Below are 18,188 nucleotides of genomic sequence, written 5' to 3'. Positions count from 1 at the left end.
GCGCATTGAGAAATACGCCTGTCCACAATGGAAAACAATTCATTTGAAACGCTACTCAAGAATCGCATCCGACATTGGGACAAGCCAGCCCTAAATCCGGTTGCCCCAGCGTGATCCAGGTCATTCGGTTTGTTATGCACGCCCTTGATCGATAGATTGCAGTCGCTGTTCACGAATTCCCCTGTACGGATCTGGATCTGGGAGAGGTCGCGCTCAAGATGGCGCTGAGCCCACAGATCGGTCCACCGAGGAGCCGGTAATTCATGCGACGAAGGAAAGTAGCGGGCATCGTGGCCGTCGCCACCTTGACCGCCGGGCTCACCGCCGTAGCGGGAAGCGCCCAGGTCCCCGGGTCGAGCGCACATGCGGCGACAGCTGACGCTGAAGGACAACAGATTCTCACCCTGATCACCGGCGATCGGCTGCTGGTGACGTCGTCGGGGGGTCGCCAGACCGTCACGGTGCTGCCTGCCGAAAAGCGCGAGGGCATCGCCTTCCACCAGACCGGCGAGGGCGACACACTGTCGGTGACACCGGTCGACGCGTTACCACTGGTCGAACAGGGCACGCTCGATCCCCGGCTCTTCCAGGTGACGCAGCTGCTCGATCAAGGGTTCGGCGATTCCGGCCCGCTGCCGTTGATCGTGTCCCACACCGAGGGTGCCGCGCGCACACTGGCCTCGACGGACGCCGAGGTCGTCCGTGAGCTGCCCAGCCTCAACGCCGTCTCGCTGGCGGTCGACGAGGGCGAGGCCGCCGGTTTGTGGTCGACGCTGACCGCCGAGAACTCCACCCTGGCCACCGGCGTGGAACGGGTCTGGCTCAACGGCCGTTCCCGCGTGCTGGATGAAGAGAGCAACGCCCAGATCGGCGCACCCGAAGCCTGGGAAGCCGGCTTCAGCGGCGACGGCGCCACCATCGCGGTGCTCGACACCGGCTACGACGCCGAGCACCCGGATCTGGATGGCATGGTGGTCGACGCCGTCGACTTCACCGACAGCCCGGTGGGCCCGCAGGACGTCAACGGACACGGCACCCACGTCGCCTCCACGGCTCTCGGCAACGGAGCCGCTTCCGACGGTGCACATCGGGGTGTGGCGCCCGAGGCGAGCCTGTTGGTGGGCAAGGTCTGCGACGACAACGGCTCGTGCGCCGACGACGCCGTCATCGCAGGCATGGAATGGGCCGCGGAGCAGGGCGTCTCCGCAGCCAACCTCAGTCTGGGCGGTAGCCCCACCAGCGGTACCGACCCGCTGTCGGAGTCGCTGAACACCCTCACCGAGCAGAGCGGCACGCTGTTCGTGGTCGCCGCGGGAAACAACGGCGACGATTTCATGGTCGCCTCTCCTGCTTCGGCGGACGCGGCATTGGCCGTGGGTAGCGTCACCAAGAACGATGAGCAGAGCCCGTTCTCGAGCAGGGGCCCGAGGCTGGGTGACCAGGCGGTGAAGCCCGACCTCACCGCACCCGGTTCCGACATCATCGGCGCCCGCGCCGAAGGAGTCATACCCAACCTGCCTGCCGACGAGCGTTACATGGCGCAGAGCGGCACCTCGATGGCCGCCCCGCATGTCACCGGCGCCGCTGCGATCCTCGCCGCGCAACACCCCGAGTGGGAGGCCGCGGAACTGAAGGCCGCGCTCACCGGCTCCGCCGAGCCCTTGCCGGGGCTAGACACCACCGAGCAGGGCTCCGGCAGGCTCGATGTCGCCAATGCCATCGCCGCGCAGGTGCACACCGACGTCTCCTCGCTGGGCTTCGGAGTCATCGCCTACCCGCACGACCAGGGGCCCCAGACGAAGACCGTCACCTACCGCAACTCGGGCAGCGAGGATGCGGTGTTGGATCTGTCTTTCGCGCCCGTCGGCTCGGATGGCACCGCAGCACCGGCGGGTCTGTTCACCCTGAACGCCGAGCAGATCACCGTGCCAGCGGATGGCGAGACCACCGTCGATGTCACCGTCGACCCCTCGGTCAACGAACTGCTCGACTACGTCAGCGGTCCCTTGATCGCGGCCTCCGCCGATGGAACGACCAGGATCTCCACTGCGGTCGCCGCCACCCTGGAACCGGAGAGCTACAACCTGACCATCGAGGCCACCGAACAATCCGGGGCGCCCGTCGCGAGCGCTTCCATCCAGCTCGTCGACCACGCGACCGGGACACTCGACTATTCCGCGTACCAGGTCGCCCCCGGTGTGTTCGAGGCGCGGCTACCCGTGGGCCGCTACGACGTGCTCGGCACGTACTTCGAGACCACCGAGGATGGTGGTTCCGCGATGACCTACATCTCGGACATGGCGGTGGACGTCACGACGGATACCACCATCGCCATGGACGGCACCGCAGGCGAGCGGCTGACCGTCGACACCGACCGCGAATCGGTACTGGCGACGTCGAGCATCTTCCTGCACTTCGGCGGGGAGATCTCCGGAACCATCGGGCTGCCCGAATCCATCCCGGTGTACGTGGTGGCTCCCGATGACGACGACGCGGGCAAGGGCGGTCTCCGGTTCGTGTATCGCCCCGCCCTGGTGTCCACTCCGGACGCCGCCGAGGAACACCTCTACTCGCTGCTCTTCGACGAACCCGCCGGTCTGCCCGCCTCGGTCGCGTACTCGGTGACCGACGAGGAACTGGCGCGGGTGTCCACTCGCTACCGAGCGCAGGGCGTCTCCTCGAGCGCTCACACGGCCACACTCGGTATCCCGTCGGCCGACGAAGGGGCCAGCCTCGCGAGCAGCTTCATTCCCACCGAGCTGCCCTCGGAACGCACCGAGTTCTTCACCCCCGGCGACGACATCGAGTGGCAGGGCAGCGTCCTGGCCGCTGACGGCGGTATGACGAACCGATACACCGATTACCCCACCGCAGGCGACTACGAGGCGGAATGGAATGCGGCCCCGTTGGGCATGTCGCTGGCATTGCCGGATCTCCGGGGCAATCAGCGAGTCGGCGATCAGATCAGCATCCATTCCGGCACCTTCTCGCCGGTCGACGAGACCTATCTGGCGCCAGCTGTGCCCACGGGCAGCATGACGCTGTCCCGCGACGGCGAGATCATCGGAACATCGGAGAACGCAGGCTACGCAGTCTTCGACGTCCCGGCGGGTCCGGGTGAATACACCGTGGCGATCACGGCAGCCCGCGAGTCCGCCGTCTTGGGCACCCAGGCCGACGCCACCTGGACCTTCACCTCGGACACCGCAGGTGAGACGCCCGAAGCGCTGCCGATGATGAGCCTCCGGCCGAGAGGCGAGGTCGACGACCTCGGACGCGCACCCGCCGGGTCCTACTCGCTGGAACTCGAACTGGAGCACCTCACCGGTGGAACCGCCGCCGAGGTCACCCTCGAGATCTCCTACGACGATGGCGAAACCTGGGAATCGGTCCCGGTGGAACTCGCCGAGGGCCGCGCCACCGTCGAGGTCACCCACCCCGAGGGTGCCGAGTTCGCCGCACTGCGCACCACCGTCACCGACACCGACGGCAACACCGCCGAACAGACCATGATTCGGGCTTACGGGATCGTGGCCGACTGATTTCGGTTGCGCCGCATTACTCGCGGTGTACGCCGGTACCTTCCCCCGAAGGTACCGGCGTACACCGCATAGCCGACTCAGAAAGCCAGCCGCCCGACCCTCATGTTGTAGCTCCTGTTGAACTGCATGTAGAAGTCCGTGCCGTCGAGCACGTCGGTGGCGACCAATCGCCAATCGGTGCCGCGCGGGATCTGCCGGTACTTGTTACAGGCTCCGGTCGAACGGAAGCAGACCCGCGCCATCACGAAGGAAGGACCTAGGCCGTAACGGAAATTGATATCGGCACATCGCGAGGTCGTTCGGTAATACCCGCTGGACGGAAAGCGGGTACCCGAGCCACTGACCTGCACCGCGCCGCCGTAGCAGGTCTGAACCGCCTGCGGGTTGGTCGACTCGGTGTCGGCGCTGGCCGTAACCCCTCCTGCGACCATCAGAAACACCACCATCGCCGCTGTGGCGAACTTTCGTAAAACAGACATACGAACTCCCCCTTGGAGTTTTTTGCGGACTCGCCCATTGAAGCGAGGACGACTCGTTCCAGAGGCAAGAAGGATCCCGCGCCACTCGAAGGGAGTAACAAAGATCGGAAAAACGTGAAAATTCCATACGCTTTGTCCGGCATTGACGGCCCAATAACCGTCGATCATTCGCATCGGAACACCGGCGACAGTGTAGGATTCTTAACCTTCCACAACGATGCACCTCGTCCCTTGGCTCGGAACGCGCCGACACCTATCGACCGTAGGAACCCACCCGGGTAACGCACAACCGCGATTGGGCTAAGACGCGCGTCCATTCAGGCGAACGCTACCCAAGAATGGACCCGGTTCACCGTAGGATACTCTGCCTAATGGAACTCGCGACTAGCTCATGGGTATACGAGGTGCTCGGTATTCTGTACTTCATTACACCCACTGTCGCGGTGATGATTCTCCTTTTCAAGTTCGTCGGAGTGTTTGCCAGCGGTAGTCTCTTATTCTCTTCCCGACTCCATTTCCAATGACTGGAACTAGGGTCATTGACCTTCTTGGCAGCTCATGCCGCACACGGATACAGTTTGTACACTGATGGTTTACGAACCCAGGCGTGGTTTTGCTCGCTTCGCGCTGGGCGCAATGAAGACATACTGCTCAGCGTCACAGACACGATTCTTCCGCGCAACTACATCTGCTACTGGAATGATGGAACATCAACCGACCTGATTCCGCCCTGGCTGAATCCATTCGTGTTCAGCTGCCTGGCGACAACAGTGATCAGCGCCATCATGGCGGCACGTACCAGGATTCGCCGTAAGGATCGCGCCCGCTGGGCGCACTACCGAAACACGGTTGATAGGTCGAGGAAACGTCCAGTGAAGCTCCAGAAACCGAGCCCTCCCCTGATCACCACCATCCGACCGAGAAACCAGCGGTCGCGCTGAGCGGGGCTGCTCACCGCTCCGCTCAGCAGCGTCGCTCCTGCTCCCCTGATTCCTCGAACGCAACGCCCCCTGCCGCCCCGAGGTACTCATGCAGCAGCGCGGCCGCCGCGAGCATGGCGCGGCCGCGCGCGGTCAGCACCTCATGCCGGTTCGCGATCGCCGCCCGCAGCGCCTCGCTGCTGCCCGCGTGCCGGAGGTCGTCGAGGACGGGCTTGATCTGCAACAGCGGATAGTGGCTCTGCCGCAGCATGGCGATCATGCGGGCGTCACGGACGTCGATCGGGGTGTAGCTGCGGTATCCGGTTCCCGGCGCGCGCTGCGGAATCAGCAGGCCCGCCGCCTCCCAGACCCGCAGCGCGGAGGTTCGGACACCGAGAAACGCGGCCACCTCGCCGATCCGCAAATCGCCTTTCGGGAGTTCGGCGGCGTCCGGGCCGCGTTCAGCGGTCGTCTCCAATGCCCGGCCGGTTGCCACCAGGGCAGCGCGTTGTTGGTGCAACGCGGCATGGCCCGCGTCGATGAGGGTGAGCGCGCCGGGAACGTCTCCCGCGTGGATCGCGAGCATGATCGCCTGCGCCTCGGCGAGGTGATGACCTCGCAGCAGCGCCCGGTAGGTGAGCAGCGCACGACGGTGTCGCTCCTCGAAGACGCGGTAGCCGCTCTCGGTCCAGTCGTTCGGCGGCAGGATGCCCGCTTCCGCGTAATTGCGGACCTGCTGGGTGGAGAGGCCCGCCGCCCGCGCCAGATCGATGGGCCGCAGCCGCCCGCTCCGGGTACTCATCAGTGCTCAGCCTTCCCGCAGCTCTACGTGGGGTTTGAGACTTTTCACATTGTATCCACTATATCCGCAGGAGTTTTGAGAAAAAGTCTAGATATGTTATTCAATGAGAAGCTTTAAGCATGGATGTCGCGGAGAAATCGAGAAGAGATCAACTAGCGGTAGTGCCGGAGCACAACCTCGCCCAGCCGACGGCGCAGGAACACGACACCGCCGCCTCGACTTCCGGCGCGGGCGAGAACATCTGCGTGCTCGGCGCCCGGGCGAACAACCTCGTCGATGTCGACGTCGAGATCCCCAAGCGCAAGCTGACCGTGGTGACCGGGGTGTCGGGTTCCGGCAAGTCCTCGCTCGTGTTCGACACGGTCGCCGCCGAGGGCCAACGGCAGTTCCACGAGACGCTGCCCGCCTTCGTCCGGGGATTCCTGCCCGGCCGGGGCCGACCCGATGTCGACCTGATCGAGAACCTGTCCGCCGTGGTCCTGGTCGACCAACGACGACTCGGCGGCGGGTCACGCTCGACGGTCGGCACGATCACCGACATCGCCCCGATGTTGCGGATGCTGTTCTCCCGCGCTGGCACCCCGTCCATCGGTCAGGCCGATGCCTTCTCGTTCAATCTGCCCGCCGGGATGTGCCCGAGGTGCGAGGGCATCGGCGAGGTCGTCGATATCGAGATGGATCGGTTCCTCGACCCGCAGCGCTCGTTGAACGAGGGTGCGCTGCTGGCTCCGGCGTTCAAGGTCGGGACGTGGAACTGGCAGATCTACGGGAACTCGGAGCTGTTCGACGCGGACAAGAAGATCTGCGACTACACCGACGCCGAACGCGAGCTGTTGCTGCACAAGACCGTGGGCTCGGTGCCGGTGGACACGCCTTACGGCGCGATCAACGCCACCTACGAGGGTGCTGCGGCGAAGTTCAGAAGACTCTATATCCAGAAGGACAGCGCCGAGATGGCCGAACGGACCCGCCAGATGGCGGCGCGGTTCACCACCTCGATGCCGTGTTCGGACTGCGGCGGCAGTCGCTTCGGTCCGGCGGCCCGATCCGTGCGCGTCGCCGGGTATGGCATCGCGGAGCTGTCGGCGTTGGAGAGCAAGGAACTGTTGACGGTCCTGCTCGGCATGGAGTTGCCCGCCGTTGCCCCGGTGTTGGAGGCACTGATCACCCGCGTCGGCCACCTGGTCGACATCGGCCTGGGCTACCTCACGTTGGGGCGGCGCACCGACACCCTCTCCGGCGGCGAGTCGCAGCGCATCAAGATCGTCCGGCAGCTCGGCAGTACCCTCACCGATCTGCTGTATGTCTTCGACGAGCCCAGCATCGGCCTGCATGCCCACGATGTCGGCCGGGTCACCGACCTCTTACAGACGCTGCGGGACAACGGGAACACGGTGTTGGTGGTCGAGCACGATCGCGATGTGATCGTCGCCGCCGACCATGTGATCGATGTGGGTCCTGGCGCGGGCAGCGACGGTGGACGGGTCGTGTTCGCGGGCGATGTCGCCGCGCTGACCGACTCGGAAACCCGAACCGGCAGGTATCTGCGCATCGAGCCGACGTTGAAGGATCGCGTGCGCACCCCCACCGGGTGGCTGCCGGTGACCGACGCGAAGATCCATAACCTGCGTGGTTTCGACGTCGACGTCCCCACCGGGGTGCTCACCGTGGTCACCGGGGTCGCAGGCTCCGGGAAGTCCTCGCTGATCCATGGCGTGTTCTGCGCGCAGCATCCCGAGGCGGTGGTGGTCGACCAGTCGGCGCCGACGGCCAACAGGCGCTCCAGCACCGCCACCTACACCGGCGCGCTCGACCCGATCCGACAGGCCTTCGCCAAGGCCAACGGGGTGAGTCCGGCCCTGTTCAGCGCGAACTCGGCGGGCGCCTGCGAGACCTGCGAGGGCACCGGCGTCATCCACACGGATCTCGGTTTCCTGGACGGGGTCACCACGCCGTGTGAGAGCTGCGAGGGCCGCCGGTTCAACAAGGACGTGTTGGCGCATCGGCTCGATGGGGCGTCGATCTCCGATGTGCTGGCGATGTCGATCGGGCAGGCGGCGGAGTTCTTCGCCAAGAATCGCAAGCTGGCGCCGATCCTTAAGTCCGTGGTGGACGTCGGCTTGGACTACCTGCGGTTGGGTCAACCGCTGACCAGCCTGTCCGGCGGCGAGTGCCAACGGATCAAACTCGCCACCCAACTGCACAAACGGGGTGCGGTGTATGTGTTGGACGAGCCGACGACCGGTCTGCACATGTCCGATGCCGCCCGGCTGCTGGGCGTGCTCGATGGTCTCGTGGACGACCGGGGCGCCACGGTGGTCGTCATCGAGCACAGCCTCGAAGTCGTCGCGCACGCCGACTGGGTGATCGACATCGGCCCGGGTGGCGGCAGCGCGGGCGGCAACCTGCTGTTCGGCGGCACCCCTCAGGCGCTGCTCGATGTGCCCGGTTCGCTGACTGCGCAGCATCTGCGGCGCTCGCTGCGCGGCTGAGGCGACTACGCGGCCCGCGCGCTCCCGGATCGGGGTGCGCGCGGGCCGGAAAGGCAGGATCGATGAGCGACGACCGAACCCGTTTCACCACCGCCTCGGTGGCGGCCGCAGGCCGGATCGCCGAAATCCTCGACCGCCATCCGGTCCTGGGCGGCCAGGCTTATCCGCTGCCCTCGGTACTCCACCAACTCGCCGAGCACCACAGCACGCTGCAACGGGTGGTCGCGGACTATCCGTTGCCGCTTGCCGTGGCCGCCAATGGCGGGCCGGATCGACTCTGCGACGAACTCGCCGCGCTGATGGGCTTCCTGCAACGGCTGTTGGTGCTGTACCGAAACCTCGACGACATCCCGGACCGGCTGCGCACGCAACTGGGCCGGGATCTGAGTGCGACGCATCAGCTGGCACGCAAGGTTCGCGATATCCGGCGGCGGCGCTGACGGTGGTGGGCGCGGCCGGTTCGGGCCACCGAGTACGCCGGTGGCCCGAACCGATTCCGATAGTTCCGTTTCGGGAAGGTCGGCGGCGGCCGCGCGTTAGTCCGGCCGGGGTGCCGCCCGCTCCGATTTCGCCCGAGGCACCGGCCGCTATCAGGCGATATGCACCCGTCGATCGCGCACGTTCCAGGTAAACGGGCAGTCGGAGGGCAGCGTGGACGCCGGCCCGCACCCCGAATCCGAAAGGACGACGCAGCGGATCAGCCCACCCGCAGCCCTGATCATTAATTATGAATACATCTTGACAGTGGGTGTGACGCTGCCCACGATGAGCCGGCCGCTGACCGTCGCTGTTCAGGAGCCGACATGCTGTCGTTGCAGGCCCACGATCCCGTCACACCGCTGGCCGGCCATCTACCGATGGGCACCCCGGCCGGCGACAGGCGGCAGATCTCCGTCGATAGCCGGGTCATCCGCCGAGACGGACGCCCCTGGCTGCCGGTGATGGGCGAGTTCCACTTCAGCCGGTATCCGGCGGCGGACTGGCGGGCCGAGCTGGCCAAGATCCGGGCGGGCGGGATCGACGTCGTCGCCACCTATCTGTTCTGGAACCACCACGAACCCGCGCGCGGTGACTACCGCTTCGACGGCTCCCGGGACATCGCCGCATTCGTCCGGTTGTGTGCGGAGCTGGATCTAGCGGTGGCCGTGCGGTTGGGCCCGTGGGCGCACGGCGAGTGCCGCAACGGCGGCTTCCCCGACTGGTTGGCCGAGATCGACTGCGTCCCCCGCACCGACGACCCCGACTACCTGGCGCTGGTCGAGCCCTACTACCACCGGATCGGTGCGGAGTTAGCGGGCCTGACCTGGGCCGAAGGCGGGCCGATCGTCGCGGCCCAGGTGGAGAACGAGCTCTACGACCAGCCGGGGCACCTCGCCACACTGCGCACGATGGCCGAGGCCGCGGGCATCACGGCGCCTCTGTGGACGGCGACCGCCTGGGGCGGGGCGCAGCTGCCCGCCGACCAGGTGCTTCCGCTGTACGGCGGCTACCCGGAGGCGTTCTGGGAGGACGCGAGCCAGGGCTGGGCGCGGGGAATGCGCAGGCACTATTTCTTCACCCCGATCCGCGACGACCACGCCATCGGCGCCGACCTGCGGCCGGCCGCCGTCGGTGCCACCCCGGATCCGCCCGATGACCGCCGCTATCCCTATGCCACCTGCGAACTCGGCGGCGGAATGGCCATCGCCTATCACCGCAGGCCGCTGATCCCGGCCGCCGACGTCTCGGCGTTGGCGCTGGCCAAACTCGGCAGCGGCTCGGTGTGGCAGGGCTACTACCTCTACCACGGCTGCACCCAGCGGCAGGACCTCCCGACGCCGAACCAGGAGTCGCAGGCCACCGGCTATCCCAACGATCTGCCTGTCACGAACTACGACTTCCAGGCGCCGCTCGGCGAGTTCGGACAGGTCCGCCCGGTCTTCCATGCGTTGCGGGTGCAGCATCTTTTCGTCCGGGACTCCGGTGCCGCGTTGGCCGAGCTGCCGCTGCACCTACCGGACCGGCAGCCCGCCGGCTTGGACGACCGCCAGACGTTGCGCTGGTCGGTGCGCGGGGCGGGCGACCTCGGATTCCTGTTCGTCAACAACCATCAACCGCACGAGTCGCTGCCCGCCCAGCCCGACGTCCGCTTCGACGTCGCCCTGTCCGGAACCCGCGTGCAGCTGCCCGCCCAGGCCGTGACGATCCCCTCGGGGGCGCATTTCGTCTGGCCGATCGGCTACCGCCTCGCGGGCGGCCTGCGGGTGGAGTGGGCCAGTGCGCAACCGCTGGCTCGGCTGCCGATCGACGGCGTGCCCACCTCCGTCTTCCTGGCCACGGCCGGGATCGTCGCGCAGTTCGCCTTCGCCGAGCCGGTGACGGTCGAGGGCACCGCCGCGAGCACGTCGGTCGACGGGACGACGGTGGTGAGCGTGGCGAATCCCGGCACCGAGGCTCGTTTCGCGGTGACGGGTCAGAACGGCCGAACCGAGCACGTCCTCGTGCTCGACGAAGCCAGCGCCCACCGGTTGTACGTGGTGGAGGTCGCCGGATCGACGACCCTCGCCCTGTCGGACGGCCTGGTCACCGCCGAAGGCGCCGAGCTCCGGGTCGAGGGCGCCTCGGACGTCGACACACTCGCGTTGTTGCCCGCGCCCGAGGCTCTGGTCGGCGCGCGCCAGGTAGGCACCGACGGCGTGTTCTCCCGGTGGCGCTTCGCCGGGCCCGCCGAGTCATCGGTGTCGGTGCGGGTGTCCCCGTTGGGTGGTGATCCTCGTCCGGCCGTCCCGCGCACCGGCGGCCCGCACGGCCGCGCGTCGGCACCGACCGACGAGGACTTCGAACACGCCGCCCGCTTCCACCTCACCATCGACGAGCACGCTTTCGACGACGCAGCCGAAGTCCTCCTGCGCCTGCGCTACACCGGAGACGTCGCCCGCGCCTACCTCGCCGGTCGGCTGCTGGCCGATCACTTCTGGTTCGGCCCCGAGTGGGAGATCGGCCTGCGCCAGCACGCCGCCGAGGTCGTGGCGCACGGCCTGGAGATCCGGGTGCTCCCCCGCGACCCGGCCAGCCCCGTCTACGTCGACCCGGCCGTGCGCGCGGACTTCGACGGCTCCGCCGCGATCCACTCGGCCCGCCTGGCGCGCGTGTATCGAACCGCATTAGCCATCGGCGGAGGCGAAACCGATGTCTGATCTGGGACGACGCACCCTGCTGCGCGGCATGGGAGTCGCCGGGCTCGGGCTGCTCGGCGGTCGACTGTTGGGCGCCTGCGCCACCTCCGACCGTTCACCCATCACCTCGGGTCCGGTGGGGGTCCGGCTGTGGACGCACGATCCCGGCTATGTCACGACCTTCCAGACCGCGATCGCCGACCCGGCGCTGATGGGCGACTCCGGTTTCGAGTTCCGGCTCGACATCACCAACGTGGCACCCACCGACCTCATCACCCGGATGATGGCCCAGGCCATCGCCGACGGGAACACCCCGGACCTGGCCGGGCTGGTGATCGACCAGTTCGCCAGGGTGATGGGCTCCTCGATCGCCGAGAACCTGTTCGTCGACCTCACCGACACGGTGGCCCCGCTCGGCGACGAGCTGCTGAAACTGGCGCCCTACACCGTCGAGGGCAAGCCCTACAGCCTGGACGCCGACAACTCGATCACCGTCCTCTACTACCGGCAGGACCTGTTCGCCGAACACGGCGTCCCCGAGGAGGTCGCCACCTGGGAGGAGCTGGCCGAGCACGGCGAACGGCTGGCGCGGGATCACGAGATCAGCCTCGGCATGGTCTCCACCGGCGACAACCTGGCGGTGTCCAACAGCTTCTTCCAGTTCTTCCTGCAACGCGGCGGCCAGGTGTTCGACGCGGCGGGCGAACTGCGGTTGGACTCGGTCGAAGCCGTCGAAGTCCTCGAATTCATGGCCACCGGGGTGCGCACCGGTTTCCTGCTGGGCCTGCCCGATCCCTACAGCAGCGCGTGCGCTGCGGCGTTGAAGTCCGGCAGGCTGGCGGCCACGGCCATGCCGAACTGGTACAACGCCTACGGGTTGCAGGCCAACGTCCCCGATCAACAGGGCCGGTGGCGGATGCGCACCCTGCCGCCCTTCGCGGGCGGCGGACACATCGCCTCCACCCTCGGCGGCACCGGGTTCACCGTGCTCAAGGACCAGGCAGGCACGGCGGCGGCATTGGACCTGCTGAGTCGGGTCTTCCTCACCCGAGAGGGGCAACTGCTGCGGTATCGCTCCGGCGGCTTCCTGCCGACGCTGCGTTCGCTGTATCGCGACCCCGAACTCGTCGAGGAACGGGACGAATACCTGGGTGACCAGCGGGTGTTCGACGTCTACGCCCCGGCGGCGGAGGACCTGCCGCTGTTCCACCAGGCGCCTTCCATGCAGATCCTCACCGACGTCCTCGGCGGCCCGGTGCTGGACGCGCTACGAGGTCGCACCAGCCCGGCCGCCGCGATCGACGCAGGCATCACCGCCTACCGACAGCAGGTGAAACGATGACCCGCACGTCGAGCAGCACCGAGTCCTGGTGGTCCCGCCATCAGGTGCGGTTGGCGCCGTATGTGTTCGTGTCGCCGTTCTTCCTGCTGTACGGCCTGTTCTTCGTGGTGCCGATCCTGGTCGGGCTCTATTTGAGCGGCACCGAGTGGGCCGGGCTGGGCGCCCCGCAGTGGGTGGGCCTGCGCAACTATCAGGATCTGCTCGCCGACCGCAGTTTCTGGACGGCGGTCGGCAACACCGGGATCTACGTGGTGTTCACCATGTGTGTCGTGGTGCCGGTGGCGCTGCTCATCGCACAGGCGTTGAACGCGCGGGGCCTGCGTGGTCGCGACATGTTCCGGCTGGCCTACTTCATGCCGGTGGTCATCTCGCCCATCGTCATCACCCTGGTGTTCGGGCTGTTCTTCGAGCGCGAGTTCGGCATCGTCAACGGTGTGCTGCGGGCGACGTTCGGCTTCGGCGGCATCGACTGGCTCGGCGATCCGCTGTGGGCGAAGGTCAGCGTGGCGTTGCTGGTCATCTGGCGGTGGACCGGCTATCTGACCATCTTCTTCCTCGCGGGCTTGCAGAACGTGCCGCGCGAGCTGTACGAGGCGGCGGCCATCGACGGCGCCGGGCCGGTGCGCCGGTTCGTCGACGTCACGCTGCCCTCGCTGCGCCCGGTGACCGCGTTCATCGGCGTCACCGTGCTGGTCAACTCCGCGCAGATCTTCGAAGAGCCCTTCCTGCTCACCCAGGGTGGGCCCGGCGAGTCGACGCTGTCGGTGGCGATGTTCATCTACCGCGCCGGTTTCCAGCGCCAACAACTCGGTTATGCCGCTGCCGCCGGGGTGTTGTTGTTCGCCGTGGTCCTCGTCCTCGGGCTGCTCGCCAATCGCGCGTTCGGCGTGGGAAGGGACCACCGATGAAGGCCACCACTCGGGTCACCGGCGGCCGGGTGCTGCTGTACGGGTTCCTGATCAGCCTGCTGCTGGTGTTCGCGCTGCCGCTGCTGTGGGCGCTGTCTGCGTCGTTCAAGGACCGGGCCGACATCTTCAGCTATCCCCCACAACCGCTGCCGATCCCCGCGGTGCTCGACAACTACCGGACGTTGCTGGCCGAACAGCCGTTCTGGAGTTGGTTCGTGACCAGCACCCTGGTGGCGCTGCTGTCGACGACGATCGCGGTGGGCCTGTGCGCGCTGGCGGGCTTCGCCTTCGCCAAATACCGGTTCCGGGGCAAGAATGTGCTGTTCAACATCATGTTCAGCTCGCTGGCCGTGCCGTTCGCCGTGATCGTCGTGCCGCTGTTCATCATGATCGCCAAGGCCAGACTGACCGAACCGTACTTCGCGCTGGTGGTGCCATGGGTGGCGCCCGCGTTCGGGATCTTCATGATGCGCCAGTTCGCCGAACAGGCCATCCCCGATGCGCTGTTGGACGCGGCCAGAATGGACGGCTGCACCGAGTTCGGCCTGTTCCGCCGGGTGGTGCTGCCGCTGCTGCGGCCCGCGCTGGGGGCGTTGGCGGTGTGGTCGTTCCTCAACAGCTACAACAGCCTGATCTGGCCGCTGATCGTGATCAGCGAGCCCGGCGACTACACATTGCCGCTGGGCATCCAAGCGTTGTTCGGTGCGACCGGCAGGCAGTACGACCTGGTGTTGGCGGCGTCGGTGCTGGCGGCCGTGCCGAGCCTGTTGGTGTTCTTCCTGCTGCGCAAACAGTTGTTGGAAGGGTTGACGGCGGGGGCGGTGAAGAGCTGAGCCGCCTCGCGGCGCCCGTGCGATGCAGATTCGTGTTCCCACTTCTTCCGAAGGAGACTTCCGACCGTGCCGACGCCGCTGCCCGATTCGCTGCCCGCGAAACTGACGATCTCGCTGTGGGACTTCAGCTGGTACACCCGTACGGGCCCCGGCGAGCCGTTCGCCGATCTCGACGTCGCCTTCGCCGAGGCCGTCGACCGTGGCTACAACACCATTCGGATCTGCGCGATGCCGCTGCTGCTGTTCGGCTCGGGCCTGGACACCAGCAGGCTGCGCTTAGGACCGTTGGGCCCGCGTGATGGCGAAGGCGGCGGCTACGGCCAGCGGGTGCGGTGGTACGACGTCAAAGCAGCGACGGAGATCGACGGCCGGGCGCACCTGCTCGCGCTCTTCGAGGCGGCCCGAAAGCATGACTGCTACGTGATCCTGTCCAGTTGGGAGTACCAGCAGAGCCCGGCCTTCGCAGCCGACCGCGCCTGGCTGGACGCGGTGAACGCGATCGACCCGGAGCGGCGGGCCGATGCCTTGGCTTCCGCGCTCGCCGACCTCGTCGACTACCTCGCCGAGCATGGCCTAGACGACCGCATCGCCTTCACCGAACTGCACAACGAGGTCCAGGCCGGTCACCTCACGGAGGGCTTGGCCGGTGACGACGTCGTGGTCGCCCTGCGCCCGAGACTGGAACGCGGCATCGCACGCTTCAAAGAGCGCCACCCGGACCGCCCGGTCACGGTGAACTACGCGGAGGTCCCGGTGGGCTCGCTGCGCGGGGTGCCGCGAGCGGTGGATGTCGCCGTGTTCCACCCGTACGTCTATGGCGTTCTGGACGAGTTGATCGACGCGTATGCCCTGCGCGATGCGTCCCGCCCGTTCCCGCAAGAGCGCGCCCGCCGCGAACTGTTGCGCCCCGGAGCCCCAGATCTGGCCGACTGGGGGCCGGTGGAGTCGGAAAGCTGGCGAAACGAGGCGACGGTCGTCGGCGACCGCGAGGTCTACCTGCACGACTGGTGTGATCCGACCAAGTTCGATGCGTGGCTGTACGAGCATTACGGCCCGCACCGGCTGGCAATGCGCCAGAAGCTGACGGTGTGGATCGAGGCTGCGGCGGATTGGGCGGCGGAACGCGGCATCCCGCTGGTCTTCGGGGAAGGCTGGATCGGCTACACGCCGCTGTACGGCACCTTCGAGGAAGGTCCGATCGGTGCCGGTTTCAGCCGCTTCGCGGTGGCGGAGTCGGCGCGGGTCGGCGCCCGAGGCACCCTGGTGTGCTCGAATGCGGCGCCCCAGCATCCGATGTGGAGCGATGTGGCGTTGCAGCGAGAGTGCAATGCGGTGTTCGTGGGGTCCAGGAGCGGCTCGATCTACTCGTAGACCAGTGCGGCTCGGAAGATCGCGGCGACCAGCGCCCAATCCGGAGTCTCGGGCACGGGTTCCTTCATCACGTTCTGGAAGAACCCGTCCATCGACCCGGTCCAGCGCCCGGCTGCGTCGATGAAGGCGTCTGTCGTCGTGTTCTCCGGCGACAGACGCCCATCGCGGATGTCCTCCGCTAGGTCGCTCAGGAATCGAGCTAAGTCATCCCTGGTGCGTATCGCGTTGAGAGTGTCATCCGGCCACTTCATCGGGCATCCAATCCGACACGGGTTCCTCCATCGGCGAACCGCTCGCTGTGAGTACTGCGGTCAACGATGCGCGGCCGTTCACGGTAACCGTGAACGGCCGCGTCGCTACGGAACTCCGGCTATCCGTTGTGCGGATTGTTAACGGGCACGTCAACGAACTCTGCGTCTTGGCCCACGACGGAGGTCGTTCTTACCTCGGGAGGACGGCGATAGAGGATGTGCATGATCGATTCGGTCGAGCGGTATGCACCGATGAGCCGTCCCGTGTCGGAACTGATGAGTGCCGGATCCGTCGCCGATGGCTGCAAGCTGACGGTTTCCCAAGGACGCAGTTCCACGCTGTCGGACTCGACCTCGCCCGTGGCGAACAGATAACCGTCCGACCCTCGAACCAGGAGCTCCAGCGTTCCCCACACACTCTCTGCCATAGCCGCAGGTCCGGTCGCCGTCACTCCGTCGAGCACAGACCAGCCCTGACCCGTTTCGCGAAGGTGCACGGCGCCTTCATGAACCGCAGCGATGGCCACAGTGCCATCAGCACGGAGAACCGCAGCCGCCGGATGGTCCGCCGTCAGGTCCAACGACTGCCACGTCGTGTCGACCCAGCCGCCGCCCTGAAGTCGATTCTCGACTAGCTCTCCGGTCTCCGTTCGCACCACGAAGTGCAGTTCGGACTCGGTACTGATCACGGTAGGGGGTTCCGGTGCCAGGGCTGGCGTACCGGCGAGCTGTCTCCATCCGCCGAGATGACCGGCGCCCATCTGGTCCGCTGTCCACAGCCCACCATCCTCATCGACGGCGAAGGCGACCATGGTGCCGTCCGGGCCTTGGAGCAGGCTCGGCGCGGCGACCATGAAGCCACCTTCCGGTTCCAGCGGGATCCAGCCTTGTAGCCGAAAGATCTCCCGACTGCTCCAAATCTCACTGTGTCGATCGTGAGCGGCGATCAACAGGCGGCTGTCCCCGAGGCTCTGTCCGATCGCGGGACTGCCGCGGAACTTCACAGTGCTGGGGAAGGTGCTCCAGCTCACCCTGTCAGGGAGAAGCGGGTCGGACATTCGACCGTGCTGCAGTTCCCCTTCCGGGGTCAGGGCGGCGATCTGGACGTGCGAATCGGCACTCTCGAACAGTACCGGCCTGCCGTCTGGATCCTGGGTCACGCCAGGTCGATTTGGTCGCGGCGTAAATGACCAATCGCAAGTATCGGACCTGATCGAAGTGTCGAGGCCTTCAGCCCAATGTCCCTCGGTCGAGACTGTTCGGTCCTCGACCATCTCGCCACTATGCGGCACGAAACGATGCCATCGAAGATGTCCGGAACTACGATCGGTCCCATAGAGGACATCGGCGCCCGTCGAAGTGATTCGGCTGTAGCGTTCCCATCCCGTTCCGACCTCGACACCCAGCTCAAGCCAACGTTGCCCGCCGAAATTGTAGTGATTGCGGTAAAGAGTGCCGTCCGGCGTGCGGCCGTAGATGACTCCGTCGCCAGCCGCAACGATAAGATCGTAGCGATCCCAGCCGGTATCGATAACTTCAGTCCGGAGCGCCGACGCATCCACATTGACGGTGGCGCGAACGAGCTGACCATCATCCTGAATCAGATAGATGTCACCCTCGGCGTCCACCGTGATCTTATGGCGGCGATCTTCTGTCGTATAGTCGGCCCAGTCGGTCTGGATATCACGAGAATATGCCTGGTCCTCGCCGTACCGTATCCAGGCGCCTCCCCTCAATTCATAGTTTCTCAGCAGACCATCGGCTTCGAGTTCATGAATCTTTCCGGCCGGGCCAGCCAACGTCCGACCAAGGAATCCATCGCCAAGATAGTGCGACACTTCCCAGCTATCAGCGCCATTGACTGGGTCACGATGGGGATATCGCCTGAGCTCACCCGCCTGATTGACATCGAATACTTGAGCAGTGGTGCTACAGCGCAGCAACGGCGTCTCCTGCGCTCCGGCACTGGTAGCGACCAGCGGAGTAGCGCCGAACATGAGCGTGGCCGTAGCGAGCATTGCGATTGCTCGCTACGGAATCGAGTACCCGCCGAACCATAGCCGATACTTTCAATATCGGAGAATAAGGGGAAA

At 66.4% G+C, this 18,188-nt stretch carries 12 protein-coding genes; 8 read left to right on the top strand and 4 right to left on the bottom strand.

The features are described 5' to 3' along the window. Positions 1 to 263 precede the first annotated feature (263 nt). Positions 264 to 3,542, top strand: a complete 3,279-nt coding sequence (locus tag BKA25_RS07860) for a S8 family peptidase (protein WP_084643252.1) — start codon at positions 264 to 266, stop codon at positions 3,540 to 3,542. Between the two features lie 77 nt (positions 3,543 to 3,619). On the opposite strand, the gene BKA25_RS07855 is transcribed toward BKA25_RS07860, so the two are convergent. Beyond that, positions 3,620 to 4,195, bottom strand: coding sequence for a hypothetical protein (locus tag BKA25_RS07855; protein ID WP_157421184.1), 576 nt, complete (start codon positions 4,193 to 4,195; stop codon positions 3,620 to 3,622). Between the two features lie 789 nt (positions 4,196 to 4,984). Further along, complete coding sequence (locus BKA25_RS07850) at positions 4,985 to 5,743, bottom strand: MerR family transcriptional regulator (protein ID WP_069850920.1); 759 nt, start codon at positions 5,741 to 5,743, stop codon at positions 4,985 to 4,987. Positions 5,744 to 5,862: 119 nt separating this feature from the next. On the opposite strand from BKA25_RS07850, the gene BKA25_RS07845 reads away from it, so the two are divergent. From BKA25_RS07845 to BKA25_RS07815, 7 genes are all read left to right on the top strand, one after another. Then, positions 5,863 to 8,235: an ATP-binding cassette domain-containing protein gene (locus tag BKA25_RS07845; protein ID WP_084643254.1), complete on the top strand. Its 2,373-nt coding sequence runs from the start codon at positions 5,863 to 5,865 to the stop codon at positions 8,233 to 8,235. Between the two features lie 62 nt (positions 8,236 to 8,297). Next, complete coding sequence (locus tag BKA25_RS07840; RefSeq protein WP_069850922.1) at positions 8,298 to 8,675, top strand: hypothetical protein; 378 nt, start codon at positions 8,298 to 8,300, stop codon at positions 8,673 to 8,675. Between the two features lie 363 nt (positions 8,676 to 9,038). After that, positions 9,039 to 11,411 (top strand): beta-galactosidase, encoded by a 2,373-nt coding sequence (locus BKA25_RS07835; RefSeq protein WP_069850923.1) that lies wholly within the window; start codon positions 9,039 to 9,041, stop codon positions 11,409 to 11,411. Next, positions 11,404 to 12,732 (top strand): ABC transporter substrate-binding protein, encoded by a 1,329-nt coding sequence (locus BKA25_RS07830; RefSeq protein WP_069850925.1) that lies wholly within the window; start codon positions 11,404 to 11,406, stop codon positions 12,730 to 12,732. The genes BKA25_RS07835 and BKA25_RS07830 overlap by 8 nt, the downstream gene beginning before the upstream one ends. Further along, complete coding sequence (locus BKA25_RS07825) at positions 12,729 to 13,640, top strand: carbohydrate ABC transporter permease (RefSeq protein WP_069850926.1); 912 nt, start codon at positions 12,729 to 12,731, stop codon at positions 13,638 to 13,640. Before BKA25_RS07830 ends, BKA25_RS07825 begins: the two co-directional genes overlap by 4 nt. Then, positions 13,637 to 14,473 carry a carbohydrate ABC transporter permease gene (locus BKA25_RS07820; protein WP_069850928.1) on the top strand — a complete coding sequence of 279 codons (837 nt, stop codon included), beginning with the start codon at positions 13,637 to 13,639 and terminating at the stop codon, positions 14,471 to 14,473. Before BKA25_RS07825 ends, BKA25_RS07820 begins: the two co-directional genes overlap by 4 nt. A 66-nt stretch (positions 14,474 to 14,539) precedes the next feature. Further along, positions 14,540 to 15,844, top strand: coding sequence for a cellulase-like family protein (locus BKA25_RS07815; RefSeq protein WP_069850930.1), 1,305 nt, complete (start codon positions 14,540 to 14,542; stop codon positions 15,842 to 15,844). Here the strand turns inward: BKA25_RS07815 and BKA25_RS07810 are convergent. After that, positions 15,835 to 16,095 carry a DUF7660 family protein gene (locus BKA25_RS07810; RefSeq protein WP_069850932.1) on the bottom strand — a complete coding sequence of 87 codons (261 nt, stop codon included), beginning with the start codon at positions 16,093 to 16,095 and terminating at the stop codon, positions 15,835 to 15,837. The two genes, BKA25_RS07815 and BKA25_RS07810, sit on opposite strands and share 10 nt — an antisense overlap. A gap of 119 nt (positions 16,096 to 16,214) precedes the next feature. After that, positions 16,215 to 18,092, bottom strand: coding sequence for a tachylectin-related carbohydrate-binding protein (locus tag BKA25_RS07805; protein WP_172803837.1), 1,878 nt, complete (start codon positions 18,090 to 18,092; stop codon positions 16,215 to 16,217). Positions 18,093 to 18,188 lie beyond the last annotated feature (96 nt).

This window comes from Actinoalloteichus hymeniacidonis, from assembly GCF_014203365.1.
In the GTDB taxonomy this organism is placed as follows: domain Bacteria; phylum Actinomycetota; class Actinomycetes; order Mycobacteriales; family Pseudonocardiaceae; genus Actinoalloteichus_A; species Actinoalloteichus_A hymeniacidonis.
This window is presented reverse-complemented; position numbering and strand designations above follow the sequence as displayed.

Excerpts from the sequence above, each read along its gene's own strand:
- BKA25_RS07860 (WP_084643252.1), top strand. The coding sequence starts at position 264 with ATGCGACGAAGGAAAGTAGCGGGCATCGTGGCCGTCGCCACCTTGACC.
- BKA25_RS07855 (WP_157421184.1), bottom strand. The coding sequence starts at position 4,195 with ATGCGAATGATCGACGGTTATTGGGCCGTCAATGCCGGACAAAGCGTA.
- BKA25_RS07850 (WP_069850920.1), bottom strand. The coding sequence starts at position 5,743 with ATGAGTACCCGGAGCGGGCGGCTGCGGCCCATCGATCTGGCGCGGGCG.
- BKA25_RS07845 (WP_084643254.1), top strand. The coding sequence starts at position 5,863 with ATGGATGTCGCGGAGAAATCGAGAAGAGATCAACTAGCGGTAGTGCCG.
- BKA25_RS07840 (WP_069850922.1), top strand. The coding sequence starts at position 8,298 with ATGAGCGACGACCGAACCCGTTTCACCACCGCCTCGGTGGCGGCCGCA.
- BKA25_RS07835 (WP_069850923.1), top strand. The coding sequence starts at position 9,039 with ATGCTGTCGTTGCAGGCCCACGATCCCGTCACACCGCTGGCCGGCCAT.
- BKA25_RS07830 (WP_069850925.1), top strand. The coding sequence starts at position 11,404 with ATGTCTGATCTGGGACGACGCACCCTGCTGCGCGGCATGGGAGTCGCC.
- BKA25_RS07825 (WP_069850926.1), top strand. The coding sequence starts at position 12,729 with ATGACCCGCACGTCGAGCAGCACCGAGTCCTGGTGGTCCCGCCATCAG.
- BKA25_RS07820 (WP_069850928.1), top strand. The coding sequence starts at position 13,637 with ATGAAGGCCACCACTCGGGTCACCGGCGGCCGGGTGCTGCTGTACGGG.
- BKA25_RS07810 (WP_069850932.1), bottom strand. The coding sequence starts at position 16,095 with ATGAAGTGGCCGGATGACACTCTCAACGCGATACGCACCAGGGATGAC.
- BKA25_RS07805 (WP_172803837.1), bottom strand. The coding sequence starts at position 18,092 with ATGTTCGGCGCTACTCCGCTGGTCGCTACCAGTGCCGGAGCGCAGGAG.